General features: G+C 44.5%; 21 protein-coding genes. 4 read left to right on the top strand and 17 right to left on the bottom strand.

All coding sequences use genetic code 11. From position 1 onward, the window contains the following. Positions 1 to 2 precede the first annotated feature (2 nt). The 10 genes from B092_RS0108950 to rpsB form a co-directional block, all read right to left on the bottom strand. Positions 3 to 575, bottom strand: a complete 573-nt coding sequence (locus B092_RS0108950) for an OmpH/Skp family outer membrane protein (RefSeq protein ID WP_018574901.1) — start codon at positions 573 to 575, stop codon at positions 3 to 5. 117 nt (positions 576 to 692) lie between these two features. Then, the gene (bamA, locus tag B092_RS0108955) at positions 693 to 3,083 is read right to left on the bottom strand and encodes an outer membrane protein assembly factor BamA (protein WP_018574902.1); all 2,391 of its coding nucleotides are present in this window, start codon (positions 3,081 to 3,083) and stop codon (positions 693 to 695) included. A 169-nt stretch (positions 3,084 to 3,252) separates the two neighbouring features. Beyond that, positions 3,253 to 4,680: an RIP metalloprotease RseP gene (gene rseP, locus B092_RS0108960; RefSeq protein ID WP_018574903.1), complete on the bottom strand. Its 1,428-nt coding sequence runs from the start codon at positions 4,678 to 4,680 to the stop codon at positions 3,253 to 3,255. 20 nt (positions 4,681 to 4,700) lie between these two features. Beyond that, positions 4,701 to 5,876: a 1-deoxy-D-xylulose-5-phosphate reductoisomerase gene (gene dxr, locus B092_RS0108965; protein ID WP_018574904.1), complete on the bottom strand. Its 1,176-nt coding sequence runs from the start codon at positions 5,874 to 5,876 to the stop codon at positions 4,701 to 4,703. Between the two features lie 21 nt (positions 5,877 to 5,897). Further along, positions 5,898 to 6,779, bottom strand: coding sequence for a phosphatidate cytidylyltransferase (locus B092_RS0108970; RefSeq protein ID WP_018574905.1), 882 nt, complete (start codon positions 6,777 to 6,779; stop codon positions 5,898 to 5,900). A gap of 34 nt (positions 6,780 to 6,813) precedes the next feature. Further along, positions 6,814 to 7,590 carry a polyprenyl diphosphate synthase gene (gene uppS / locus B092_RS0108975; protein ID WP_018574906.1) on the bottom strand — a complete coding sequence of 259 codons (777 nt, stop codon included), beginning with the start codon at positions 7,588 to 7,590 and terminating at the stop codon, positions 6,814 to 6,816. A gap of 19 nt (positions 7,591 to 7,609) precedes the next feature. Continuing rightward, positions 7,610 to 8,170: a ribosome recycling factor gene (gene frr, locus B092_RS0108980; protein WP_018574907.1), complete on the bottom strand. Its 561-nt coding sequence runs from the start codon at positions 8,168 to 8,170 to the stop codon at positions 7,610 to 7,612. A gap of 24 nt (positions 8,171 to 8,194) precedes the next feature. Then, positions 8,195 to 8,914 carry a UMP kinase gene (gene pyrH / locus B092_RS0108985; RefSeq protein WP_018574908.1) on the bottom strand — a complete coding sequence of 240 codons (720 nt, stop codon included), beginning with the start codon at positions 8,912 to 8,914 and terminating at the stop codon, positions 8,195 to 8,197. A gap of 152 nt (positions 8,915 to 9,066) precedes the next feature. Beyond that, positions 9,067 to 9,942 carry a translation elongation factor Ts gene (gene tsf / locus B092_RS0108990; protein WP_018574909.1) on the bottom strand — a complete coding sequence of 292 codons (876 nt, stop codon included), beginning with the start codon at positions 9,940 to 9,942 and terminating at the stop codon, positions 9,067 to 9,069. Positions 9,943 to 10,078: 136 nt separating this feature from the next. Further along, positions 10,079 to 10,852 (bottom strand): 30S ribosomal protein S2, encoded by a 774-nt coding sequence (gene rpsB / locus B092_RS0108995; protein WP_018574910.1) that lies wholly within the window; start codon positions 10,850 to 10,852, stop codon positions 10,079 to 10,081. Between the two features lie 271 nt (positions 10,853 to 11,123). Here rpsB and map point away from each other — a divergent pair, with 271 nt between their 5' ends. From map to B092_RS0109015, 4 genes are read left to right on the top strand one after another with little or no spacing between them, the layout of a single operon-like run. Beyond that, on the top strand, positions 11,124 to 11,903 hold the full coding sequence (gene map / locus B092_RS0109000; protein WP_018574911.1) for a type I methionyl aminopeptidase: 780 nt from the start codon (positions 11,124 to 11,126) through the stop codon (positions 11,901 to 11,903). 6 nt (positions 11,904 to 11,909) lie between these two features. Beyond that, the gene (locus B092_RS0109005) at positions 11,910 to 14,531 is read left to right on the top strand and encodes a [protein-PII] uridylyltransferase (RefSeq protein ID WP_018574912.1); all 2,622 of its coding nucleotides are present in this window, start codon (positions 11,910 to 11,912) and stop codon (positions 14,529 to 14,531) included. Further along, the gene (locus tag B092_RS0109010; protein WP_026253694.1) at positions 14,531 to 15,214 is read left to right on the top strand and encodes a MarC family protein; all 684 of its coding nucleotides are present in this window, start codon (positions 14,531 to 14,533) and stop codon (positions 15,212 to 15,214) included. The genes B092_RS0109005 and B092_RS0109010 overlap by 1 nt, the downstream gene beginning before the upstream one ends. A gap of 16 nt (positions 15,215 to 15,230) precedes the next feature. Beyond that, positions 15,231 to 15,704 carry a disulfide bond formation protein B gene (locus B092_RS0109015; RefSeq protein WP_026253695.1) on the top strand — a complete coding sequence of 158 codons (474 nt, stop codon included), beginning with the start codon at positions 15,231 to 15,233 and terminating at the stop codon, positions 15,702 to 15,704. 66 nt (positions 15,705 to 15,770) lie between these two features. Here B092_RS0109015 and purF read toward each other — a convergent pair whose 3' ends face one another. From purF to aceE, 7 genes are all read right to left on the bottom strand, one after another. Further along, positions 15,771 to 17,201, bottom strand: coding sequence for an amidophosphoribosyltransferase (gene purF, locus B092_RS0109020; RefSeq protein WP_018574915.1), 1,431 nt, complete (start codon positions 17,199 to 17,201; stop codon positions 15,771 to 15,773). Between the two features lie 37 nt (positions 17,202 to 17,238). After that, positions 17,239 to 17,727 carry a CvpA family protein gene (locus B092_RS0109025; protein ID WP_018574916.1) on the bottom strand — a complete coding sequence of 163 codons (489 nt, stop codon included), beginning with the start codon at positions 17,725 to 17,727 and terminating at the stop codon, positions 17,239 to 17,241. 23 nt (positions 17,728 to 17,750) lie between these two features. Continuing rightward, the gene (locus B092_RS0109030) at positions 17,751 to 18,725 is read right to left on the bottom strand and encodes an SPOR domain-containing protein (protein ID WP_018574917.1); all 975 of its coding nucleotides are present in this window, start codon (positions 18,723 to 18,725) and stop codon (positions 17,751 to 17,753) included. Between the two features lie 19 nt (positions 18,726 to 18,744). Next, the gene (gene folC, locus B092_RS0109035) at positions 18,745 to 20,043 is read right to left on the bottom strand and encodes a bifunctional tetrahydrofolate synthase/dihydrofolate synthase (protein WP_018574918.1); all 1,299 of its coding nucleotides are present in this window, start codon (positions 20,041 to 20,043) and stop codon (positions 18,745 to 18,747) included. 88 nt (positions 20,044 to 20,131) lie between these two features. Continuing rightward, positions 20,132 to 21,898, bottom strand: coding sequence for a dihydrolipoyl dehydrogenase (gene lpdA, locus B092_RS0109040; RefSeq protein ID WP_018574919.1), 1,767 nt, complete (start codon positions 21,896 to 21,898; stop codon positions 20,132 to 20,134). Between the two features lie 10 nt (positions 21,899 to 21,908). Then, a complete protein-coding gene (gene aceF, locus B092_RS0109045) occupies positions 21,909 to 23,621 on the bottom strand; it encodes a dihydrolipoyllysine-residue acetyltransferase (RefSeq protein ID WP_018574920.1) in 1,713 nt (570 codons plus the stop codon). Positions 23,622 to 23,636: 15 nt separating this feature from the next. Beyond that, a complete protein-coding gene (gene aceE / locus B092_RS0109050; RefSeq protein ID WP_018574921.1) occupies positions 23,637 to 26,333 on the bottom strand; it encodes a pyruvate dehydrogenase (acetyl-transferring), homodimeric type in 2,697 nt (898 codons plus the stop codon). Positions 26,334 to 26,589 lie beyond the last annotated feature (256 nt).

Consider the following 26,589-nt stretch of genomic DNA (forward strand, 5'->3'; position numbering starts at 1 on the left):
TATTATTTATTTAAAACTTCAATGACTTTGTCCGTAATATCAATACGCTCGCTCACGGTAACGGCATCTTGTAAAATCAAATCATAAGACTCTTCTGCTGCCAACTCATGAATAGCTATATTGGCTTTTTCTACAATGGTCGAGAAAGCATCATTACGACGACGATTAAAGTCCTCTTGAAACTCACGACGCTTACGCTGCAAATCAGTATCCAAGTCAGTCAGTTCACGCTGTGCAGACGTGCGGTCTGCGTCAGACATGACTGGCGCATTTTTTTCAAAATCTAAATATTTAGTGCGTAAAGTTTCAGTTAATTGCTGTAACTCCTCATCGCGCTTACCAAACTCCTCTTCGATCTTTTTTTGAGCTTCTTGAGCCGGTTTAGAATCGCGGAGGATTTTCTCAGTATTAACAAAACCGATCTTGAGACCGTCGGCCGTTACAGGTGCTTCAGCCTCTTTAGCCTCTTGTGCAACTACCGTAGGAACCAGCACAACAGAAGAAGCTAATGTTGCTGCGACGAGAATAGCACGCAACTTGCGTAAAATAAAACTTTGATTTGACGTATTATTCATCTAAAAAACACCTCTGATTGAATTAATTTTAAAGTCGAAGATTCTTGTAAATAGCTATGATATTAAATATAAAGAATCAACGCTCATGTTTTTTTAACTGATTGTAACCATTTGATATTAGAAGGAGGTACCAATCTGGAATTGGAATTGCTGCTTTTCGTCTCCCGGTTTAGAGTTAATCGGGTTTGCCCATGAAATCTCAAGAGGCCCCATAGGTGACTGCCATGACAAACCAACCCCTGCAGAATAACGCCAATCGCACGGATCCTCAACAACACCACCATATCGGTCATTACCTGTAGAACATGTGCCTGAACCGGTGGTATTTACTTTACCGGCATCAGCAAAGAGGAACCAACGTAATGTGCGGTCTTGATTCGTCCCCGGGAATGGTAAATATAGCTGTACATTAGCAAGAACGCGGCTTGAGCCCCCTAGGAAGTCACCCGACACAGGGTCTCGAGGACCTAAGGAAGCACCGTCATAACCACGGACTGAGCCAATACCACCAGCATACATATTTTTAATCACTGGGAATGGTTTAGAGTTGTTAAATGAACGGCCGTAATCTACAGAAGCATTAAATGCTAAGGTAAAGTTTTTACCTAATGGTAGGTAATACTGACCGGAGGCACTGGTTACCCAGTAGCTTAAATCACCAACACCAACCACTGCATCAAGGCTGGTGCGATAGCCACGAGTAGGAGCCAAGCCACTGTCACGTGTATCTTTAGTCCAACCTGCGTTGAATAAAAAGACATTAGAAGTTTCGCCATAATGTTTGACAAACTCGCGATAGGCTTCGGGGATGACTACATACCCCAAATGATCTTCTTTAGGTAATGTGACACGGTTTTGCTCAAAGGTAGCGCCCACAAAGACACGGTCATACTCAGAAATAGGCACACCGAAATTCATACCAAAACCGTAGGTACGAATTCTATAGGTCCGCTCATCCATATCGTAAACATAGTCGTTGTATGGACGACTTTCGCGGTAATATAATGACGTTGTTCTACTGATTCCACTACTTGTGAAATAAGGATCAGTATGATGAATAACCCCTGAACGATTATAACGACCGGTATTAATCTGAAGGCCTAGGTTAGTACCTGAACCAAAAATATTATCCTGACTGATGCCGGCCATAAATGATAGCTTGTCTGTAGAACCATAGCCTACACCTAAGTTAATCAAACCGGTCGGCTTTTCTTTAACATCGATATTAATATCAACCTGGTCACTTGTACCGGGAACTGCAGTCTGCGTAAGATCAACCGTATTAAAGTAACCTAAACGGTCAATACGGTCTCTCGACGTACTTAAACGCGCCTCATCATACCAAGCAGACTCCTGCTGACGTACCTCACGGCGAATCACCTCGTCGCGGGTACGAACGTTACCACCGATGTTGATACGGCGGACATAGATGCGGTTACCGGGGTTTACAAAATAAGTCACATCGACTTGATTTGTTTCGGGATCTGTAATTGGCACGACATTAACTTCTGCTAAAGCATAACCTAATTCACCAAAGCGAGATTCAATGCGGCGACCGGTTTCCTGAGCACGACTATTATTAAAGACTTGCCCTTCACGCTGAACGATCAGGTCATGCAGTTCGTCATTAAGACCCATCAGATCGCCGGCTAGTTGCTGCTTACGGATGGTGTATTGCTCGCCCTCATCAACCGTAAAATTTAAGGCAATGTCTTGACGATCCGTTGAAATGCTTACTTGTGGTTCACTGATATGAAAATCCAAATAACCACGATTTAAATAAAAATCGCGTAGATTTTTAGTATCACTTTCTAAGCCCTCGCGACTAAAACGATGGCTACCTGTCAACCAAGTCATATAGCCCGGTGTCGTTTGTACCATTTGCTTACGCAAAGTAGATGAGCTATAGGCTTCGTTGCCGACAAAATTAATATCGCTAATACGGGCACGACCACCCTCTTGCACCTGGAAACTCACACCTACACGATTACCGGGCAAGGGAGTCAACGTATGCTCAATTGTGGCGCCGTAATGCCCTTTGAGAATGTATTGAGAACGAATTTCGTCTTTGGCTCTATCCAGTAGTGCCGGGTTAAGTGCCCGGCCTTCGCCAAAACCTACTGCCAACAGGGATGTATTTAATTCTTTGTCATTAAATGCATTCATGCCCTCATAGATTAATGAGGTAATAATCGGTCTTTCGACCACTTGAATGTCAACAATACGATTTTGCGTATGGATATTTACATCATCAAACAAACCTGTCGCATAAAGGCGCTGTACAGTTTCGGTCGCCTGCTCTTCGGTAAAAGTACCGCCTACTCCTACCGGTAAATAGCTAAAGACCATCCCCGGCTCAGCACTCTGCAACCCTGTAACACGAATATCCTGCACAACGAACGGTGAAAAAGCCAAACTTTTCAATGGCATCAAGAGTGCCAAAGAAAATGCTGTTAAATTCAATGCTAAGGATTTTTTGTTATGGGTAAAGTTTTGGCGTATACGCATTAACAATCCTTTAATTTTAAGAAAACTGCCAACAAACAAAAGCCGACAAGACAATACGATAAAGTTAAAAACATAATTTTATGACAAATTTACTCTTCATGTTAATAAAGTCAACAGACGAGTAAAACTACTCAATTATGCCATTTATCAACGCCTATTTTAGGATTTTTTATAAAAGTCTAAAAATATCGCTCGTAAATGCTAAAACCATTAACATCAACAATAATACATAGCCTGTCGCATGGATATGGCGAATGATTTTGTCAGGTAAGGGTCTGCCGCGCACGCCCTCAATAGCACAGATAACCATCTGTCCACCGTCCAACGCAGGTATAGGTAACAAATTCAGGACACCAATACTCAGACTGATGAGAGCGATAAATGAAATAAAGGGCCAAACACCTGCCTGAGCCACCTTGCCTGAGTAATCAGCAATGGTCAGAGGACCGCTTAAATTTCGCCACGAAACATCGCCCGTGATAATTCGGCCAACGACCTTAACCGACATGGCAGCCAATTGATAGGTTTTTTCTACCGCCTTAGTGACACTGTCGATAACGCCATAACGTACGGTCATTGTTGGGAGGTCGGCAGATAAGCGCATACCGGCGCGACCAAAACTTTCTCCATCTTGGCTCACCAAATCAGGCGTCAGCGGCATGGATAGATTCGAACCATTACGCTCTACACTTAAGCATAAGCTTTGATCCGGATGCTCCTTAAATGCCATCATTAAACCCTGAAGACTGAAAGTAGTAGCTGAGTTCTCGCGCTGCTGGGGGAGTGGCGCACAAAGGCCCTTAATAATATCGCCCTCGATAAGTCCGGCTGTTGCGGCAGCGCTATCTGCCATCACCTCAACCACTTTAACTCGCGAGGTATCGATAAATAAGCCACTTTCAGCCATTAAGTTACGATTTTCTAAACTGCCGTTTACCGCATCAAAACGAATGAGCAACGACTCTTTAGGATAAGAAGCTAGCTGTTGCTCCAAATCACGAATATGCCCAGGAAACGATTGAGTATCCAGCCCTCTTATCACTTCCAATGTTGCTTCACGACCAAAGTGAATAGGTTCTAATAGCGCTTCATTTAGTTGAGACCAACTATAAACCGACGAACCATTGACCCCTATGATTAAATCGCGATGGCGCAATCCGGCATCGGCCGCAGCAGACGCTGTTTGAGGCTCCGCTAACACAGCAATCACCTCCTGTTCGCCTTTTAGATTTAAACCGGTATAAATTAAAATCGCTAATATAAAACTAAATAAGGGTCCGGCCGCAAAGACAACAAAACGATGCCAAGGAGTGACTGCTTCGATGGGTTTGCCCGGCAAGCCTTCAGGACTGTCTAAATACGCTGCATAATGCTCAGAATCGATAGACAGAGGCTTGACATAACCACCAAGTGGCAAAGAACTAAGTGCCCATTCACAACCTCGACGATCCGTTTTTTTATAGATGACTTGACCGAAACCGAGCGAAAACCGTTCGACATGGATGCCAAACAGACGACACGCTAGGTAATGCCCCCATTCATGAAAAACGACGACAATACTGATAGTAATTAAAAAACTGATAATAGTTGTTAACATGAAGAACTTCTTCTATAAGCCTATATAAACTGCTGTAACTGTTCTGCTGATTTAATTCGGACCTCTTCATCAAAGGCATGAACTGCCTCTATGGAATCGATCATCTGATGCCAGCTTTTTTCCAACATTGAGGCGATAAGCTTTGGAATATCAGTAAACTTGATTTTATTATTTAAAAAAGCATCAACAGCGATTTCGTTACTACTGTTAAGCACGATGGTACTCTCTTGTCCAGCCTCTGATGCTTGGTAAGCCAAGTCCAAACAAGGATAACGCTGTAAATCAGGCAATTTGAAATTCAGTTGTGAGAATTGACTAAGGTCAAACTCCGGTGCCTGATTAAGAAGGCGTTTAGGATAAGCCAGCGCATGAGAAATCGGAATACGCATATCCGAGTTGCCGAGCTGAGCGAGAATGGAACCATCACAATAATGCACCATTGAATGCACCGTACTCTCCGGGTGCACCAAGACTTTGATTTGCTCTAAGGGTAGATCAAACAACCACTTCGCTTCAATCACCTCAAGCCCTTTGTTTAGCATGGTGGCTGAGTCAACAGAAATCTTTCGGCCCATCGACCAATTAGGATGCTTACAGGCTTGAGCAGGTGTTACACCGTCCAATAAGCCCACCTCCGTATCTCTGAATGGACCACCCGACGCTGTTAAGATGATTTGCTTAATTTCGCTATGAGCGACAGGATTAGGTAAACATTGAAAAATGGCATTGTGCTCACTATCAATAGGCAGCAACTCGGCACCACTTTGTCTGACTGCCCTCATAAACAGCTCACCGGAAGCCACCAATGCCTCTTTGTTGGCTAAAAGAATGCGTTTACCCGCTTTGGCAGCTGCATAGGCTGACGCCAAACCGGCTGTGCCGACAATAGCGCAAACGACGGTATCAACCTCTGGATCCATGGCAGTCTCTACCAAGGCCTCCGCCCCAATACGCAGCTCAGGCAAAGCACGATCACTGGGCCATAGACTGGTCAGCTGCTGCTTCGCCTCTTGGCTTGGTAAAATCAACACCTCAGGCCTGTGCACCAGACTCAACTCAATTAATTTAGAGACCTGACTAAACGCGCTCATGGCATAGACTTCAAATTTCTCAGGGTGGGATGCGATAACATCCAAGGTGCTGTCACCGATTGAACCGGTCGCACCGAATAAGCAAATACGTTGAGGTCTTGCCATTTCTAAGATTCCTAATTTCTTTTAAATTAAAAAAACATATATTAGTAAAAAGGTCATTGGCGTCACGACCAACGCTGAGTCTAGACGATCCCAAACCCCACCATGTCCCGGTAAAATATTGCTTGAATCCTTGATATTTGCTCGACGCTTCATGAGTGATTCGTAGAGATCGCCAACGATTGAATAAATGGATAAAACAATCGCACTGAGTAGAAGCACAAGTAAATTACTATGCGCTAATAAAATACCACCAAAGGATGTAGGGCTCATGTAGGCACTGATCACTAGCCATAAAGTCGCAGCAAGAACACCACAGATAGCGCCGGAACGGGTTTTACCGGGACTAATTGCAGGCGCCAACTTGGTTCCGCCAAAGTGTCGACCGCCAAAGTAGGCAAAGGTATCGGCACACCAAATCAGGATGAAGTAAGAAAAGACAAACCAAGAGCCTAAATACTGCACAAATAATATGAGAGAGAGAGCAGCGGCAGAGACCGCAATCAAAGCAAAGAGGCCATGGAACAACGGATTTTCTTTGTGCTGAGTTTGTCCTTTTTTTAGAATAAAAGGAATGACAAATAGCCAAATAGCACTACTGATAATGGATAGCCATAAATTAAAACGCACTAATGACGTATCCGTGAGCTGCGTGCTGGCCATCCCCTCATCGCCTCGCGTAACGAGACTAAAGCTAAAGATAATGACGACAATCGTTAAGATAGTAGCCACGCCAAACGCTAGCCGCTTAAAACGTCCGTCTAAACACACTCTCCACCATTCTGCCAAGGTCAAGCCGGATGCGATGACACAAAAAATGGCAAAATAAACACTTTGCTGTAGTGATAAAAGCACCGCTAAAATCACTAACAATACGACTGCCGTCATCAGACGTTCTCGCAACATACAATCTCTCTATAGGATAGGGAAAACTATTTGACTATTTGACTAGTTGAGCACTAGTTTGACCAAAGCGACGCTCACGAGTCGAATACCATGCCAACGCCTCATCAAGGTGCTTATCTTTAATGTCGGGCCAATAGGTAGGTGTAAAGTATAACTCTGTATAAGCTAATTGCCATATTAAAAAGTTGGAGATTCGCTGCTCACCGCCGGTACGAATGAATAGATCCGGCTCCGGGGCCCACGACATACTTAAATACTTATCAAAATCCAACTCATCAACACGGCGCTCAGGATCTACCCCCTGCTCTTTCATGTAATTTTGAAAAGCGTTCAAAATGTCCCAACGCCCACCATAATTAGCAGCGATGGTTAGGTACATTGAGTCATTGTCTTTGGTCAGGTCTTCAGCTTTAGCAATTAACTCACGAATTTGCGAGCTAAAAGCCGAAAGATCACCAATCACTTTTAAGCAGATATTGTTTTTGTGCAGCGTTTTAACTTCTTTTTGTAAAGAGCGCACAAAGAGGTTCATTAATAAATCCACCTCATCTTTTGGTCGGCGCCAATTTTCAGAACTGAAGCTAAATAAAGTAAGGTACTTAATACCTTTGTGGCCGCAGTAACGTACCGTACGGCGTACGGCACCGATACCGCGCAAATGACCCGCCGTGCGGGGCAAGTGTCGTTTAGCTGCCCAACGACCATTACCATCCATTACGATCGCTAAATGCTGCGGTGTTGCTGATACCTCAGGCACTACCTGAGTCGAACTAATCTTGGACTGTGACACTAAACCCCTCACCAGAATCATGACTGTTTAAGCTAATCAGCTAAACAGTCATCACCTCTTCCTCTTTACGAGCAATTAAATCATCAATTTCAGCAACAAACTTGTCGGTTAGTTTTTGCACAACTTCTTGATAGCGACGCTCTTCATCTTCGGAAATCTCTTTGTCTTTTACCAAGTTTTTTAAAGAGTCATTAGCTTCACGTCGCAGGTTGCGAACCGCTACCTTAGCATCTTCACCTTCAGCACGTACAACGCGAGTTAACTCACGACGACGCTCTTCAGTCAAGGCAGGCATAGGCACTCTAATTAAATCACCTAAAGGTACCGGGTTTAAACCCAAATCTGACTCTCGAATTGCCTTTTCGACAACCGAGATCATGTTCTTCTCCCAAGGCTGTACGCTAAGTGCACGCGCATCAATAACGTTAACGTTGGCAACTTGACTTACCGGCACCATAGAACCATAGTAATCAACCTGAACGTGATCCAATAAACCGGGGCTTGCACGACCGGTGCGAATCTTGGCTAAGTTATTTGATAAACTCTCAATCGATTTACCCATGCGGTTTTCGGTCGATTTAATTATCTCACTTGTACTCATTATTTTTCTCTTAAACTATAAATATTAAACGTGAACCAAGGTGCCCTCATCTTCACCACGTATGACACGCTCTAAGGCACCACTTTTGTTAATAGAAAACACATTAATTGGTAACTTTTGATCGCGGCACAGGGCAAATGCAGTAGCGTCCATTACCTCGAGGCGCTTAGAAATCGCCTCATCAAAACTTATACTACTATATCGTGTCGCTTTGGGATCTTTATTAGGATCTGCACTATAAATTCCATCAACCTTAGTCGCCTTTAAAACAATCTCGGCACCGATTTCAGCGCCACGTAAGGCTGCTGCAGTATCTGTAGTAAAGAATGGATTACCGGTACCGCCGGCGAAAATCACCACTTTCTGCTCTTCAAGGTATCGAAGCGCTTTGGGGCGAATATAGGGCTCGACCACTTGATCGATATTGATAGCAGACTGAACTCGGGCAACAACGCCATGACTTTTTAATGCATCCTGAAGTGCTAAGGCATTCATCACAGTGGCCATCATGCCCATATAATCTGCTGTCGCTCTATCCATACCTTGAGCGCCGGGGGCTACACCACGGAAAATATTACCGCCACCTATCACAATTGCTAACTCAACACCCATCTTGGCGATCTCAGCAACGTCTTGAGTCATGCGAGAAATGGTTTGTCGGTTAATGCCAAAGGAGTCTTCACCCATTAAGGCTTCACCGGAAAGTTTTAATAAAACTCGTTTATAAGCAATTTCACTTGTCATGTTCGCACCATATAAAAAGAATCGCCCTATTTTATCAAAGTTTAGATGGCTAATAGGAGCATGCATAAAAAAACCGAGATCTAATCGACCTCGGTTTTACTGTTATCAGATACTGCGCAAAGCAGTTGCTCTAATAACTCGCCAGCTGGAGTTTATAAAGAAGCTTGAGCAGCGGCAACTTCAGCAGCAAAGTCTTCTTCTTTTTTCTCAATACCCTCGCCAACAACAAAGAGAGCGAAGTTTTTGATAGAAGCGTCGTTAGCTTTGAGCATTTGCTCTACGGTTTGCTTATCGTCTTTAACAAAAGGCTGAGAAACTAAAGCAACTTCTTTTAGGTACTTAGCAACAGAACCTTCAACGATTTTCTCGATGATGTTTGCAGGCTTACCTTCTTCTTCAGCTTTTTGTTTTGCTACAGAACGCTCAGCTTCGATTAACTCAGCAGGAACGCCATCAGCATCTAAGGCTTGTGGGCGAGTAGCCGCAACATGCATAGCCAAATCCTTACCAACCTCGTCAGAGCCGCTGTAGTCAACTAACACACCAATGCGACCACCGTGGTTGTATGAAGCTAATTTGTCTTCAGTTTCGAAGCGCTGGAAGCGGCGAACAGATAAGTTTTCACCGATTTTACCAACCAAAGCAGCACGCACAGACTCAACTGTACCATCACGGAACTCTGTTGCATTTAAAGCATCGAGGTCAGCCGGGTTAGTATCAACAACTAACTTAGTAACGTCGTTAACAAAGTTGATGAAATCATCGTTTTTAGAAACGAAGTCAGTTTCACAGTTAACTTCTACTAAAGCGCCCACTTTTGCATCATCAGCAACAAAAAGGCCTACTAGACCCTCTGCGGTAACGCGGCTAGCAGCTTTGCTGGCTTTACTACCTAATTTAACACGTAAAATTTCTTCTGCACGTGCCATATCGCCATCAGCTTCAGTCAAAGCCTTTTTACACTCCATCATTGGTGCATCAGTTTTTTCACGAAGTTCTTTAACCATTGCAGCGGTAATTGCAGCCATGTAATTCTCCAAATATAAAAAAAGCCCCGTTAATTAATGACGGGGCTATTCATGTCTCTAGTCAGAACAGCCCAACTGTTCATGTGAATTTACCCTAATAAAATGACAGTATTAAGGCAAATAACGATTGAGGAAATTACTCTTCAGTAGTTTCCTCGGCATCTTGAGCTACTTCGTCAGCAGCGTCTTCAGCCTGTTGCTCTTCTTGAAGCATTTCAACTAACGCGCCATCACGAGCCTCACGACCGGCAATAATTGCATCAGCAACACCACGAGCATATAAAGCAATGGCTTTAGCAGAGTCATCATTACCAGGAATAACGTAATCGATTTCATCAGGCGAGTGGTTAGTATCAACAACACCAACAATCTTGATACCTAAAGTACGCGCTTCTTGAATCGCAATTTTGTGGTAACCAACGTCGATAACAAAGAGAACGCTAGGCAATCTAGCCATGTCTTTAATACCACCGATTGATTTTTCCAGTTTATCTAACTCGCGGCTGAACATAAGCGCTTCTTTTTTGCTCATTAGCTCAGTGCTGCCGTCAGCTTCAGCTGCTTCCATGTCTTTTAAGCGCTTGATTGATGACTTAACTGTTTTAAAGTTAGTCATCATACCGCCTAACCAGCGGTTGTTAACATAAGGAGAGCCAGCGCGCTCTGCTTCTTGAGCGATGATATCGCGAGCAGCGCGTTTTGTACCTACAAACAGGATCTCTTCGCCACGAGCAGCTGAGGCACGTAGGAACTCCATGGCTTCAAGGTACTTTTGAACTGTTTTTTCTAAGTTAACAACGTGAATTTTGTTGCGTTGACCGAAAATGTAAGGAGCCATTTTCGGGTTCCAGTAACGAGTTTGGTGGCCAAAGTGCACACCTGCTTCTAGCATTTCACGTAATAATGACATGTGATTATCTCCAAAGGGTTTGGTCTTGTGTGTACTCAGGATTAGCGTAGCGCATATAAATAAAATGCCTACACCAACACCCCTGGGTGGTACACACGCGATTTCAAATAAAATAAAAAGAATACTTTCCGCTAGCACCAGCTACAGCCCATTACTTGAACGAGTGGCTTGTAACTTAACGAGTGGCTTGTAACTTATTTGGCTACGGTTTTAGCTAAGAAAATAAAGTGTATAATTATATACGATTGTTAAACATATTGGAAACGATTTTATGGCAACTTTAAAAAACACGAACGATATTGCTAAAGTTCGTCGCGCCGCGCAGACAGCTGCCGGCATTTTGGATTACTTAACCCCTTATATAAAAGCCGGTATAACAACAAGCGAAATTGATCGCTTAACTCGCGAGCGTATTGAGGAATTAGGCATTCGCTCAGCAACTGTTGGCTATGGTCACCCTCCTTTTCCCGGCGCTATTTGCACCTCAGTCAATCACGTGGTTTGTCACGGCATACCGGGTGACAAAAAGCTCAAAGATGGCGATATCATTAATTTAGACATTACGATTGAGCAAGATGGTTGGTTTGGTGACACAAGCCGCATGTTTATGATTGGCAAGCCATCAATCCTCGCTCGCCGCTTAGTCGAAACGACCTATGAGTGTATGTGGAAAGGAATTCGTGCGGTTAAACCCGGTGCTACCTTGGGTGATATTGGTCATGCCATCCAGACACACGCTGAAGCGGCAGGCTTCTCTGTGGTACGCGATTATTGCGGCCATGGCATTGGTCAGGTCATGCATGAAGATCCGCAAATTCTTCATTACGGCCAACCTGGTACTGGACTGACACTAGTGAAAGGCATGGTTTTCACGATTGAACCCATGATCAATACCGGCAAACACCACACTTCCCTATTGGGTGATCAGTGGACAGTAGTCACCAAAGATCGCAGCCTCTCTGCCCAATGGGAGCATCAACTAATCGTCACCGATGATGGTTATGAGATCCTATCCGCCTCACCGGGTATGCCGGAACCACCAGCTGAATAATCTGCTATGAACTTCACCGCGAAAAGCTTTCAACTCAAAGAAAAACTGCGCAAACAATACGATCAAGCGATTGAACTTTACACGCACGATCGTAGCAGGCCTGATGAACTGCTGATCAGTTTGCGTAAGATCGTTGATCGCATTTTAAAAGAAGTAGCTACCGACCACCCCCTGCCCGAACACGCTTGTTTATGTGCTGTTGGCGGCTATGGTCGCGGTGAACTATACCCCAGCTCGGACATTGATTTATTAATATTAATTAAAGAATTCCCCACACTGGCAGAACAAGAGCTGTTGGAAGTTTTTATTGCCGCACTTTGGGACCTCGGGCTGGAAGTTGGTCATAGCGTACGCACCATCACTGAGTGTCTTGAAGAAGCGCGCAAAGACATTACAATAGAAACCGGTTTATTGGAATCACGTTTTATTCTCGGCAATAAAAGCAATTTTCAAGAACTGCAAAAACGCTTCAAGAAGCAATTAAATCCTTCATCTTTTTATCGTGCCAAAGCCTTAGAGTACAAGCAAAGACATAAGCGCTATGCCAATACGCCCTACGCACTGGAGCCCAACTGCAAAGAATCTCCCGGTGGTATCCGTGACATTCAGTTTATCCATTGGATTGCTCGGGCAGCGGGCATTACACCATCATGGCACCGTCTGGTCAGTGCCGGCTTCATGACTGAAAATGAAGCGCTACAAATGAAGACCGCGGAAAGTAATTATCAGCGCTTACGCATTGAGCTTCATTTATTAAATAAAAAAAATGATGACCGCTTGCTGTTTGATTCCCAAATCGCACTCGCACGTAAGCTAAGTATTCAAGCTGAGCAAAGCAAACGATCAAGCGAATTACTCATGCAAATGTACTATCAAGATGCGCGCACCGTGTACGTGATCAGCGGCTTTATGATGCAAATATTTGAAAGCTACTTCTTTGAAAACCAGCAAGTAGATGAGCAGCTGCTAGGTGAAGACTTTAAAATTATTGATGAAGAGCTCGATGTCATACATGATGATATTTTTCAACGTAAACCTCAACTACTATTAAAAACCTTTTTAGTTTTTCAACAAAACCACCAAGTTCAAACCATTTCCGTCAGAACCCAACGACTTATTTGGGACTCAGTAGACCGTATTGATGAGCAGTTTAGAAACAACCCGATTAATCACTGGTTATTTCTACAAATCTTGCAGCAACCAACGCGTGTTGTGCAAAGTCTTCGCTTGATGAGTTTTTTAAACGTTCTTCCTGCGTATATTCCTGCTTTTAATAAAGTAGTGGGACAAATGCAGCATGATTTGTATCATGTGTACACGGTAGATGAGCATACGTTGATGGTCATTCGCAATATTCGCCGTTTTACACTGAGTGAGTTTGCTGATGAAAATCCCTTAGCTCATCAAGTCATGGAGAACTTTGAAGATCGATGGTTACTGTATATTGCCGCATTATTTCATGATATCGCCAAAGGACGAGGCGGCGATCATTCTGCTCTGGGAGCTCTTGAAGTGGTCGAGTTTGCCAGGCTGCACAACCTACAAGAAAAGCACATTGAATTTCTGAGGTTCTTAGTGGCTGAGCATTTACTAATGTCTAATGTTGCTCAAAAAAGAGACCTTTCTGATGAGGAAGTCATTCGTGCCTTTGCTGCAAAAGTAAATACTCAAAGTCGTTTGGCAGCGCTTTATCTACTGACGGTGGCAGATATTCGCGGCACCAGTCCCAAAGTTTGGAATAGCTGGAAAGCCAAATTAATAGAAAACTTATACTACTTATGCTCAAGTGCATTGGGTGATAATAGTTTTAATCGTAGCCAAATTTTGGAACAACGCAAAAAAGAAGCAAAAGCCTTAATTAGAACTAAGGGCATGACCGATGAGCAACGCGATCTGTTTTGGTCGAAAATGGATAATGCCTATTTTTTAAGGCATGAGGCAGACGACATTGCTTGGCATACACTCAACCTCTTTGAGCACACAGACACGGAGCAAGCAATTGTTCGGGCTAGAGCCACAGATAGAGCGGATGCCATGCAGATCTTGGTGTTTATTAAAGACCAAGAAGCCTTATTTGAACGTATTGCTTCCTATTTTCACGAGCAACAAATTAATGTTTACGAAGCTCAAATTCACACAAGCCTAAATGGCTATGCACTAGACAGCTTTTTAGTCGAAAGTCCTCGTTTTATTGGTGACTCCACGACCTTTGAAAAAAGCATAGAAAAAAATCTGGCACGTAAACTGGATTTAGCCTATCCCCTATCCGCACCGGATATTGATAATGCCGATCTACCAACCACGTCCCCCGGTCAACGCCGCTCAAGAAGCTTTCCTGTTCGACCGAGAGTGCAATTAGATCGCGAAGAGAGTGGACGCTATTGGCGACTACAGATTAACACCACCGACACGCCCGGTATCCTATATAGCTTAGCCCATATTTTTAGCCAATTTAAAATCAATTTACGAATGGCACGTTTATTAACCTTGGGTGAGCGGGTAGAAGATATTTTTATTATCGAGGGGCAATTCCTAGAGGGCCAACACTCACAACTCAACTTTGAACGTGCTATTATTGATGTTTTAAATGAACTACTTCCTTCAACTTCTAAATCAGTCACGAATTGATGATATATATCGCTACTACACTAAGTAGTTTTCTCTTGGTGCTCGGTACCTTATTGCCCATACTTAATCCGCTTTATGTCACGCCGATATTCTGGAGCATGACAGCGGGTGCCTCCAAAGAAGGTCGACGTATTATTGCCCGCAAGGTGGGCATTTATGTGTTTTGTATTTTATTAGTTTCTACTTTATTCGGTAATTTGTTTTTAAAAATGTTCGGCATTTCCATTCCTATCGTGCAGTTAGCCGGTGGGATGATTGTTGTGCACGCCGGATGGAAGCTATTAAACGCTGAAGACCCCGATAGCGGACATCACGAAAAGCTTGCCGATGACTTTAATATTGAAAAAGCAAAGGCCAACTCTTTTTATCCGCTCACCTTCCCTCTTACTGCCGGCCCCGGCTCCATTGCCGCGGCCATTACAGTGGGAGCTTCTTTACAAAGGGGTGTCAATGGCGAGCAGTTCTTTTCAGTCATTGGGATCACGCTAGGGTGTTTTCTAATTGGTTTTTTACTCTATATGTCCAATCGTTTCGCGGTTAAGATCATGACTAAAATGGGCCAGACCGGTATGGCTGTCGTGATGCGTCTAATTGCTTTCTTATTGATTTGTATCGGGATACAAATTATGTGGAATGGTATTGTTGAGCTAGTGATAAGTTTAAGATTTTCTGCACATGCTTAGTTTTAGTGATTTAAACATGACACAACGTAAATTACTCAATATCATCGCTTTTATCTGCCTAGCTGCCGTGGCTTTTGCCTTATTCAGTCAGCACGTGCTTGGTATGCTCCCTTGCGCTTGGTGCGTGCTTCAGCGACTGATTTTTATCGTCATTGCGCTTGTCTGCATACTGGTTAATTTTTCCGGTTCTTTTATTTACCAAAAAATCATCACATTTATCGCAGCCGGATTATCCGTCAGCGGTGTCGTCGCTGCATGGTATCAGTACTCCGTTGCCAGTGCCAGTTTTTCTTGCGACATGACCTTTGCAGATGTCTTTATGTCCCGTCAAACCGGGCTTGATGCTGCATTGCCTTGGCTCTTTGGGATTTACACAACGTGCATGGATGCTGCGGTTGAGCTATTCGGTGTAGAGTATGCAATGTGGGCCTTATTACTATTTGCCGTCATTGCTATTGTGTTGATTTTAAGTTTATTTAAAAGAGCTTAAAATTTATTTCGGCACTCCCGGGGTTATTGACTGCCCCGAGAAATGCAAGCACCCTTAAACCCCTATTTAAGCCGGCAATACAATATCACCCGTCACGTAATCCCCATCAAAACAAGAGGCATCAAGACGGTCAATTTTGGGATTTAACTCTAAGATGGATGACTTCAGATCATCTAGATCTTGGAAGACTAAATCATCAGCACCGATTTCTTCTGCGATCTGCTCTTTTGTTCTGCCATGCGCAATGAGATCGTTTTGATCAGGCATATCGATCCCATAAAAATTAGGATAGCGAACAGCAGGCGCGGCAGAAGCAAAAAACACCTTATTAGCGCCGGCATTTCTAGCCATTGTCACAATCTCACGACTGGTGGTACCACGAACAATGGAATCATCTACTAGGAGAATATTCTTGTCTTTAAACTCAATGCGCATCGGATTCAGTTTTTGACGCACGGATTTTTTGCGCACTGCTTGACCCGGCATAATAAAGGTTCGACCGATATACCGATTTTTGATAAAACCCTCTCGATACGGCAAGTCTAAGGTTGAAGCTAATTCCATGCCGGACGGTCTGGACGAGTCGGGAATAGGCATCACTACATCAATTTCTGACAGGCGTAGTTCGCGCGCTAATTTCTGAGCCAATAACTCACCCATACGCAAGCGGCAATTATAGACATTAACGCCATCAATCGTAGAGTCGGGACGTGCAAAATACACATACTCAAAAATACATGGACTTAATATTGCATTGTCTGCGCAGTGACGTGAGTGCAATTTACCCTCGGTGTCGATAAACACAGCCTCACCCGGCGCGATATCACGTACAAAATGAAAACCTATACCCTCGACTGCGACTGATTCAGAAGCCACTATCCACTCTACTCCCTCGTCTGTTTCTTGGGTACCTAAACAAAGCGGTCGAATACCATTGGGATCTCTGAAAGCCAAAATACCGTAGCCGGCAATTTGCGCAACCACAGCATAAGCACCCCTAACACGCTTATGGACAGCAGTTACCGCATTAAATACCTCGTCAACCTGGAGGGTGCTGCTTTTGCTTACTTCATGCAGTTCATGAGCAAAAACATTTAATAACACCTCACTATTAGAACTGGTGTTAATGTGGCGTCGGTCATGCTTAAATAGAGACTCTCTCAACTCATCTGAATTCGTCAGATAGCCATTGTGCGTAAAGGTAATACCATAAGGCGCATTAACGTAAAAAGGCTGTGCTTCCTCATCGGCATCACCCGTGGCACTACTTGAGGGATATCTTACTTGGCCAATGCCACTATTTCCCGGCAGAGAGCGCATATTACGCGTTCGGAAAACATCGCGAACTAAGCCTTGGGCTTTGTAGAGATGGAATTGATTATTTTGGTACGTGGCTATACCTGCGGCATCCTGACCACGGTGCTGTAAAAGCAACAAACCATCATAAAGCAATTGATTAACTGGTGAACAACCGTGAATACCAATAATACCGCACATGAAAATACGCCTAAAAAATACTAAATTTTAAAACAAATTAATAAGGTAAATAAACTGCAATACCTTCCGGCAACCAAATTTTAATTTGACGAATTGTATCCACTGCCATATGAGCAAAGTGAGATTCTATCCACCAAAGCTCTCGTGGCAGTGCGCTCCAACCGGCGATTAAAACGAGAATTAAAACAATGATTACGCCACGAAAAATTCCGAATAAAAAACCCAAGCCCCGATCGGCAGAGCCCAGTCCGGTGACATCCAACAAAGCACCTAAGGTTTTGTTGAGAAGTCCCAGCACTAATAAACTGCCTATAAAAACAAGAAAATAAGCCAAACCTACGGTTAATACTGCCTGATCAATATAGCGAGCCAGCATAGGGATTAAATTGGGTCCCCACCAAATAGCCGCTAAAAAACTCAGGATATAAGCTAATAGAGAAAAAACTTCCTTGAGAAATCCTCGCAACAGGCCCAACAGACCTGAGGCGAGGATAATCCCTAAAATAACGTAATCGAAAGCCGTCATAACTTAAAAAACTTTTGTAAAGGCTAGCGACCGGTCACAAAGCTATCACTAAAGTTTAACGCTCTTACACGGGTTTGCGCAGCTTGCGCAGCCTCTCTGCTAGAGAAGGGACCGACACGCAAGCGAAAGACTTGATTACCATTAACAGTAGCACTTTGAATATAGGCATTAGAAATGCCGGAGCTTCTCAAGCGGTCACGTTGAGTACGTGCATCATTGGCGTTTGTGTACGATGCAACCTGTAGACTGAACTCACCTGTATTGCTGGCAGCCGGTGCGGGCGCACTAGCAGAAGGTTGAGCTGCTCTGCCCTCTAGAATCGCTAAGGCCTTACTGCCATCGTCTGTACGCTTCTTATTGGCCGCTGCGGCTTGCTGCTGCTTTTGTTGCTCGGCTTTAGCTGCTGCAGCTCTTGCTTGCTCTTGCTTTTTACGCTCTGCCGCTGCAGCCGCCTCTCGCTCTGCACGCTCTCTTGCCTCAGAGGCTTCAATGGCGCTCTGCTCCGCTGTTGACTCTGCAATAGAAAGACCTGAGGTGCCTGCAAAGGCCGCTTCGTCTTCACCTTCGGGTAAGGACTCATCAACGGCTAAAGGCGTTTCTTCATCATCCTCAAACAATACGCCGCCTTCAGCGATAGACAGCCCCTCTTCAGCACCTTGTGGGGTCATTCCGGGCTCTTCTGAGTCGCTTGGCGTTTGTGTACCCGATGAGTGCTCAACGACCAACTCACCCTGCCCAATGCTGGAACCGGGAGAAATAAGCGGTGCGTTAGTAACTGTCTGATTACTTGAGTCATCGCCCGTTTTAAGGATCAATGGCAGAATAATAATTGCTGCTAATACTAAAATCACTGAACCAATTAAGCGATTGCGTGATCTGACGCGCTGCTCTTTCATCTCACGCTCATTCTGATAGCGCTGCTGCTGACGTGAACTGCTGCGCTTTTGCTCATATTGCTCACTTGGGCGTTGATTTTTACCTGAACCGAATAATGCCATATTTCTTATAATCCTTAGATTAATTCGATGATTGTAGATGTTCTAAGACATCTGCTACCGTTAAAAATGAACCAAAAACGACTATTCTGTCTTCGAGCTGACTACGCTCTTTAGCTGCATCATAGGCTAATCTGGGCGCGTCAAATACTTCCACCTGTGGTAAGCCGTCTTTGTCTTTTGGTATTAAGCTATTTATTTTATCAGCTAATTCCTGTCCTGAGAGTCCCCGACCACCAGATAAGGTAGCACAATACCAATAATCAATCGATTTAGCTAGGGTTTTGATTACCTCATCCGCATCCTTATCATTTAACATAGCAAATACCGCAGTCGTATAAGGGAAATACGACATAACATGAAGGTTATGCTGTAACACGGCGGCGGCATGTGGATTATGGGCAACATCAAGCACAGTGGTCGGTTGACCCGGTAGGATTTGGAAACGCCCCGGTAAATCCACTTGTAACAAGCCTTGTCTTATCGACTGGTTGGGTACAGGTACCGACATTTTCAATGCGCCAATCGCAGCTAAAGCAGCCGCTGCATTGATGAGTTGATTAGCACCTCTAAGCGACGGATAGGCCAGCGCATTGCGTCGCTGATGTCTATCGGCAAAGGTCCATTGCACCTGATCGCCACTAAAATTGAAGTCACGACCGAATAACTGCAAGTCCGCACCAATCTCTTTGGCATAGTCTATTAATGTCTGTGGCGGTTCCGGATCAGCACAAATGGCCGGTTTGCCCTTCCTGTAAATATGCGCTTTTTCCCAAGCAATCTGCTCTCGAGTGTCGCCCAAGTAGCTGACGTGATCGATAGCAATCGACGTGATGATTGAGCAATCTGCATCGATCAGATTAACAGCATCTAAACGACCGCCTAAGCCCACTTCAAAAATAGCTACCTGTGTTTGGCTCTCTTTGAATAACAAAATAGCGGCTAAGGTCGTGTATTCAAAATAGCTGAGACTAATTTCCCCTCTTGCCTTTTCAATACGATCCAGCTGCTCAACAATCTGTTCGTCTGATGCTTGGCAACCGTTTAAACGAATGCGCTCATTAAAATGTATCAAGTGTGGAGAGGTATACAGGCCTACTTGATAACCTGCTGCCAGATAAATCGATTCAAGCATGGCACATGTTGAGCCCTTGCCGTTTGTCCCACCAACAACTATTTTGACTGCGTCCCAATCGGTATCGAGTCGTTCAGCGACTTGTTTAATACGGTCAAGACCTAAATCAATTTCTTGGCTATGCAATTGTTCTAAATAACTCAGCCATTGATTAAGGCTGCTATTGGATGTGGGGACGATACTCATTGATTTGCAACTACAGAAAATAAACATAAAAAAAGCGTAGAGTGCGTTTAATTAAAGCACTCTACGCTTAGCCTAAACAAAGACTATTTTAACGCTTTACGGGCGGTAAGTCAGTACAAACACCATGTACTGCTTGCGCTGCCATACCAACCGACTCACCAAGGGTCGGGTGAGGATGAATGGTCGACGCGATATCATCGATATCAGCACCCATTTCAATGGCTAAGCAAACCTCAGAGATTAAATCACCGGCATGATCGCCGACAATCGCACCGCCTAAGATACGCTTAGTTTCAGCATCAAATAACAACTTAGTAAAGCCATCTTCTGTGCCATTAGCAATGGCACGTCCGGAGGCCGCCCAAGGGAACAGGCCCTTTTCTACCTTGATGCCTTCTGCCTTGGCTTGCTCTTCGGTTAAGCCAACCCAAGCAATTTCAGGGTGAGTATAGGCCACCGATGGGATCACGCGAGCATCAAAAACACTCTTTTGACCGGCAATCACCTGCGCGGCTATATGCGCCTCATGCACAGCTTTGTGAGCCAGCATGGGTTGACCGACAATGTCACCAATAGCAAAAATGTGCGGTACATTGGTGCGCATCTGACCATCAACCGGGATAAAGCCTCGCTCGTCCACATGAACATCTGCCTTATCAGCGCTGATCTTTGCTCCATTTGGACGACGACCAACGGCCTGAAGGACGAGATCATAACGTTGAGGTTCGGTTGGCGCTTTGTCCCCTTCGAAGCTGACATAAATACCATCTTCCTTGGCGTCAGCGCTCACGGTTTTGGTTTTAAGCATCAAGTTATCAAAACGATGCTTATTACGCTTTTCCCAAACCTTGGTTAAGTCTTTATCAGCACCCGCAAATAGGCCATCCATCATCTCAACAACATCGATGCGTGCACCAAGCGCTGAATAGACAGTCGCCATTTCCAGGCCGATAATGCCTCCACCGATAACAAGCATTTTTTCAGGCTTTTGGCGTAATTCTAATGCACCTGTCGAGTCAACGATACGCTCATCCTCCGGCAGGAAAGGCAGTTTAACTGACTCACTACCAGCCGCAATAATTGCATGATGGAAAGCAACTTCTTGACTTGAACCATCCTCTTTTGCGACAACAAAATGATGGTCGTCCTTGAAGTTGGCCGTACCGACAATCACATCAACCTTGCGGGATTTAGCCATAAAAGCCAGACCACCGGTCAGTTTAGTAATTACCTGATCCTTAGCGTCGCGCAGCTTATCTAAATCGACCTCAGGCTCCGCAAATGAGATACCTGCGGTGCTTAGTGTTTTAGCCGCCTCAAGAACAGAGACATTGTGCAATAACGCCTTGGAAGGGATGCAACCTACATTGAGACAAACGCCGCCCAGTGTGGAGTAGCGCTCAATTAACGCAACCTTTAATCCTAAATCAGCCGCTCTAAATGCCGCTGAGTAGCCGCCGGGACCGGCACCTAAAACAACCACATCATAGGCGTCATCACCGGCCTTAGCACTGATACCTGCAGCAGCAGCCGGAGCAGCTGAAGCGGTTGGAGCGGCAGATTGTGTCGGTGCTGATTCAGTGCTGGCCGGCTCGCTGACCTCAGCTGCTGGGGCAGCCTCTGCTTCTAGCGTTAATAAAACCGAACCTTGAGAAACCTGGTCACCCACATTGACAGATAAAGTGGTGATCTTACCTGCATGTGATGAAGGAATCTCCATAGAGGCTTTGTCAGACTCTACTGTGATTAAGCTTTGATCGACCTCGATTACATCACCGACGGCAACTAACACCTCAATCACATCCACTGCATCAAAATCACCAATATCAGGCACTACTACTTGTATTTCACTCATTACTAACCCCTTATAGTGCCACGCGACGGAAATCCGTCATTAAAGCGCCTAAGTGAGCATTGAATCTGGCAGCTGCTGCACCGTCAATAACGCGGTGATCATAAGACAATGACAATGGCAACATCAAGCGCGGCTTGAATTCAGTACCATTCCACACAGGTTCAATCGCTGAACGGGATACACCTAAAATAGCAACTTCAGGTGCATTAACGATCGGCGTAAAGTCAGTACCACCAATACCGCCTAGAGAAGAAATGGTAAAGCATCCGCCTTGCATTTGGCTCGGTGATAATTTACCGTCACGCGCTGCTTTGGATAACTCACCCATTTCTTGGGCAATCTCAATAATTGACTTTCTATCAGCATCGCGAATCACCGGCACGACTAAACCATGTGGTGTATCTGCGGCAAAACCGATATTGTAGTACTTCTTAAGAACCAAGTTATCGCCATCGAGAGAGGCATTAAACTCAGGGAATTTCTTAAGCGTGGCTACCACTGCTTTAATTAAAAAGGCCAGCATCGTAAAGCGTATGCCCTCGCGCTCATGCTCTTTATTTAATAATTTACGGAAATTTTCTAAATCAGTTATATCTGCTTTATCATTGTTAGTCACATGAGGAATCATCACCCAGTTACGGTGTAAGTTGGCGCCTGAAATCTTCTTGATACGTGATAATGGCTGTGTTTCGATTTCACCAAACTTACTGAAATCAATTTTTGGCCAATCCAATACCTGTAGACCACCACCGTCAACTGCTTTAGTTGCAGCAGGCGTCGCAGAAGGTTGGCTATAGCCAATTGACAAGGCCTTCTTAACGTATTGGCGTACGTCATCAATGACAATACGGCCCTTAGTGCCTGTACCGTTGACAGAAGCCAAGTCCACACCCAACTCACGGGCAAACTTTCTCACGGAAGGAGAAGCGTGCGGTAAGTTACGAATTTCTTTGGCTGTTAAAGCGTATGAAGCTGTTGGCGACTCTTTGTCGTCAGAGAGCTCTGCACGTTGTACAGGGTAAGCATGAGTTGCTTCTACGCCTGGACTAAGCGTAGCCGCCGGCTCTACTTCAGCTTCGACAGCAGCCGTCACCGGGGCTTCAACAGCAGGTGCTCCGGCAGCAGCCGCGCCGGCAGTTTCAACCTCAAGGATGAGAGTGCCTTGAGCAACCTTATCGCCCACCTGGACTTTTACAGCAACCACTATACCTGCGTGACTGCTGGGTATTTCCATTGATGCCTTGTCAGACTCAACGGTGATTAGGCTTTGCTCTTCTTCGATCGTATCACCAACAGAGACCATCACCTCAATCACATCGACTTCATCAGAATCGCCAATATCAGGTACGACAACCTGAACCACACCGCCACCTGCTGCTGCAGGCGCAGGAGCAGGTTTCTGCTCTTCGGCAGCTACCGGTGCTGCTGTAGGAGTAGGTGCTTCCTCAGTGGCTGCAGGCGGCTCTGAAGCAGCAGCTCCATCCGCTGCTTCAAGCTCTAATAAAACAGTACCTTCTGTTACTTTATCGCCCACTTGGACTTTTAAAGATTTAACAATACCGGCAGCGCTCGATGGTATCTCCATAGAAGCTTTATCTGACTCTACAGTAATCAGGCTTTGATCCTCTTCGATGCGGTCGCCTTCCGATATCAGCACTTCAATTACGTCAACCTCGTCGAAATCACCAATATCAGGAACTTTAACTTCAATTAAATTACTCATTTTGATGCTTCTCCATTAGGCGTAATGTGGGTTAGCTTTGTTAGGGTCGATGCCATATTTTTCGATTGCTTCAACAACCTTGTCCATTGAAATCTTACCCTCATCAGCCAAACTTCTTAATGCAGTCAGTGTGATGAAGTAACGATCAACCTCAAAGTGCTTACGTAACTGATGACGGAAATCAGAACGACCAAAACCATCAGTACCGAGAACACGATAAGAACGACCCTCAGGAATAAACTCACGAATTTGATCAGCAATTGCCTTCATATAGTCCGTGCTCGCAATAATAGGACCTTGAGAGTCATCTAACAATTGAGTGACATAAGGCACTTTTTGAGTCGCTGTTGGGTTGAGTAAGTTTTCACGATTGGCATCAAGCCCCTCGCGACGTAACTCAGTAAAGCTCGTTACACTCCAAACATCAGCACTGATGTTCCAGTCTTTTTCGAGTAACTCTTGAGCGGCAATGCTCTCACGTAAAATGGTACCTGAACCAAGTAAGTTGACTTTATGCTCACCTGCGGCACCTTCGCTAAAGCGATACATTCCTTTTAAGATGCCCTCTTCATCACCCTCTTTAAGACCAGGCATTGGGTAGCTTTCGTTCATTAGCGTCAAGTAGTAGTACACGTTTTCTTGATCTTGAACCATGCGTTTTAAGCCATGCTGCATAATGACAGCGACTTCATGACCAAAGGCTGGGTCATAAGAAACACAATTAGGAACAGTAGAAGCTAATAATAAGCTGTGACCGTCTTCGTGTTGTAGACCCTCACCATTAAGCGTCGTACGACCGGCAGTACCACCTAATAAGAAACCTCGAGCTTGGATATCACCGGCAGCCCACAGTAAATCACCTACACGTTGGAAACCGAACATTGAGTAGTACACAAAGAACGGAATCATAATGCGGTTACTTGTGGAGTAAGAAGTCGCTGCGGCAATCCATGAGCAAGTAGCACCGGCTTCGTTAATACCCTCTTGTAATAGCTGACCGTTTTCTACTTCGCGATAATACATGACCTGATCTTTATCTACAGGCACATACTTTTGACCATCAGGAGAATAAATACCGATTTGACGGAATAAACCCTCCATACCGAAGGTACGGCTTTCATCAGATAAGATAGGCACAACGCGATGACCTAATTGCTTATCACGCAATAATTGGTTTAGGAAACGAACAAACGATTGAGTCGTTGATAATTCGCGGCCCTCAGGCGTCGGATCAGTAACTGTCTTAAAGTACTCTAAACCGGGGACTGTTAGGCGCTCATCAGAGTCAGTACGGCGACGTGGATAAAAACCACCTAAAGCTTCGCGACGCTCACGCAAATAACGCATTTCAGCAGAATCTTCTGATGGCTTAAAATAAGGAATATCCGCAATCTTCTCATCAGGAATTGGAATATTCAAGCGATCGCGTAAGTCACGTAAAGACTCTTCTTCTAATTTCTTTTGCTGGTGCGATGGGTTTCTACCCTGAACGGTTTCACCTAAAGCATAACCCTTAATGGTTTTTGCTAAGATCACTGTCGGCTGACCTTTTGTTTTCATGGCAGCATCAAACGCTGCATAGACCTTGTTAGGATCATGACCACCACGGTTTAAACGCCAAATCTGCTCATCGCTCATGCGACTAACCATTTCTAAAAGGCGTGGGTCCTTACCAAAGAAGTGCTTACGTACATAGGCACCGTCATTGGCTTTATACGCTTGATACTCACCGTCAATGGTTTCTTCCATCACTTTACGCAATACGCCGTCGGTATCACGTGCTAATAAAGGATCCCAATAGCTACCCCAAATTAGCTTAATTACATTCCAACCGGAACCGCGGAACTCACCTTCGAGTTCTTGGATGATCTTACCGTTACCGCGTACTGGGCCGTCTAAGCGCTGTAGGTTGCAGTTAACAACAAAAATTAAGTTGTCTAATTTCTCGCGTGCAGCTAAGCCGATAGCACCTAAAGACTCCGGCTCATCCATTTCACCGTCACCGCAGAAAACCCAAACCTTACGATCTGTCGTGTCAGCAATGCCTCGAGCATGTAAGTACTTCAAGAAACGGGCTTGATAAATAGCCATCATTGGACCGAGGCCCATTGATACTGTTGGGAACTGCCAGAACTCAGGCATTAAATGAGGGTGTGGATAGGATGATAAACCCTTTCCGTCAACCTCTTGGCGGAAATGATCTAGTTGCTCCTCGGTGATACGGCCTTCTAAATAAGCACGACCATAAATACCCGGGGAAGAGTGTCCTTGGAAATAAACTAAGTCACCACCATGATCTTCTGTCTCTGCATGCCAGAAATGGTTTTGACCACTTTCGATCATCGTAGCCAATGAAGCATAAGACGCCATATGACCACCAAGACCACCACCACCTTCTGTTTCATGAAGATTGGCTTTGACGACCATCGCTACCGAATTCCATCGAATATAAGCACGGATACGCGCTTCTAATTCTAGGTTACCCGGGTTAGCTGGTTCATGACCTGGAGGGATCGTATTCACATACGCTGTGTAAGGCGAGTAAGGAATATTAGATCCTGAGCGACGAGCCAAATCAGTTAGCTTTTCAATTAGAAAATGTGCTCTCTCCGTGCCTTCACGATCAAGCACCGCCTCCAAAGACTCCAACCATTCCTGGGTTTCGACTTCGTCAATGTCTGGAATACTGGTTGCCGAATAATCATTGCTCATTCGAGACTCCTTAATTAGTGGTTAAACTATTGTCATATAGTTAATATGTTGTGACTTAACTGCATATCCATAGGATAAACAAGTTCAAAGCTAAATGCGAACAATTAGTTACTTAAATGAATTAACAAATTGTTTCTTTTGATTAGGGTATTTTTATCCATCATTGCAAATTCTAGAAAACACACCTTTTTTGTCAAGATATTTTCACATGGTAATATTATTTTTCATAATGTAAAACAAATAGGGTTAAATACAA

The sequence above is a fragment of the Oligella ureolytica DSM 18253 genome, from assembly GCF_000373745.1.
GTDB lineage: Bacteria > Pseudomonadota > Gammaproteobacteria > Burkholderiales > Burkholderiaceae_B > Oligella > Oligella ureolytica.

Excerpts from the sequence above, each read along its gene's own strand:
- B092_RS0109010 (WP_026253694.1), top strand. The coding sequence starts at position 14,531 with ATGATATATATCGCTACTACACTAAGTAGTTTTCTCTTGGTGCTCGGT.
- dxr (WP_018574904.1), bottom strand. The coding sequence starts at position 5,876 with ATGGCAAGACCTCAACGTATTTGCTTATTCGGTGCGACCGGTTCAATC.
- B092_RS0109005 (WP_018574912.1), top strand. The coding sequence starts at position 11,910 with ATGAACTTCACCGCGAAAAGCTTTCAACTCAAAGAAAAACTGCGCAAA.
- B092_RS0108970 (WP_018574905.1), bottom strand. The coding sequence starts at position 6,779 with ATGTTGCGAGAACGTCTGATGACGGCAGTCGTATTGTTAGTGATTTTA.
- uppS (WP_018574906.1), bottom strand. The coding sequence starts at position 7,590 with ATGATTCTGGTGAGGGGTTTAGTGTCACAGTCCAAGATTAGTTCGACT.
- lpdA (WP_018574919.1), bottom strand. The coding sequence starts at position 21,898 with ATGAGTGAAATACAAGTAGTAGTGCCTGATATTGGTGATTTTGATGCA.
- purF (WP_018574915.1), bottom strand. The coding sequence starts at position 17,201 with ATGTGCGGTATTATTGGTATTCACGGTTGTTCACCAGTTAATCAATTG.
- aceF (WP_018574920.1), bottom strand. The coding sequence starts at position 23,621 with ATGAGTAATTTAATTGAAGTTAAAGTTCCTGATATTGGTGATTTCGAC.
- aceE (WP_018574921.1), bottom strand. The coding sequence starts at position 26,333 with ATGAGCAATGATTATTCGGCAACCAGTATTCCAGACATTGACGAAGTC.
- pyrH (WP_018574908.1), bottom strand. The coding sequence starts at position 8,914 with ATGACAAGTGAAATTGCTTATAAACGAGTTTTATTAAAACTTTCCGGT.
- map (WP_018574911.1), top strand. The coding sequence starts at position 11,124 with ATGGCAACTTTAAAAAACACGAACGATATTGCTAAAGTTCGTCGCGCC.
- rseP (WP_018574903.1), bottom strand. The coding sequence starts at position 4,680 with ATGTTAACAACTATTATCAGTTTTTTAATTACTATCAGTATTGTCGTC.
- B092_RS0109015 (WP_026253695.1), top strand. The coding sequence starts at position 15,231 with ATGACACAACGTAAATTACTCAATATCATCGCTTTTATCTGCCTAGCT.
- tsf (WP_018574909.1), bottom strand. The coding sequence starts at position 9,942 with ATGGCTGCAATTACCGCTGCAATGGTTAAAGAACTTCGTGAAAAAACT.
- B092_RS0108950 (WP_018574901.1), bottom strand. The coding sequence starts at position 575 with ATGAATAATACGTCAAATCAAAGTTTTATTTTACGCAAGTTGCGTGCT.
- bamA (WP_018574902.1), bottom strand. The coding sequence starts at position 3,083 with ATGCGTATACGCCAAAACTTTACCCATAACAAAAAATCCTTAGCATTG.
- frr (WP_018574907.1), bottom strand. The coding sequence starts at position 8,170 with ATGAGTACAAGTGAGATAATTAAATCGACCGAAAACCGCATGGGTAAA.
- B092_RS0109030 (WP_018574917.1), bottom strand. The coding sequence starts at position 18,725 with ATGGCATTATTCGGTTCAGGTAAAAATCAACGCCCAAGTGAGCAATAT.
- B092_RS0109025 (WP_018574916.1), bottom strand. The coding sequence starts at position 17,727 with ATGACGGCTTTCGATTACGTTATTTTAGGGATTATCCTCGCCTCAGGT.
- folC (WP_018574918.1), bottom strand. The coding sequence starts at position 20,043 with ATGAGTATCGTCCCCACATCCAATAGCAGCCTTAATCAATGGCTGAGT.
- rpsB (WP_018574910.1), bottom strand. The coding sequence starts at position 10,852 with ATGTCATTATTACGTGAAATGCTAGAAGCAGGTGTGCACTTTGGCCAC.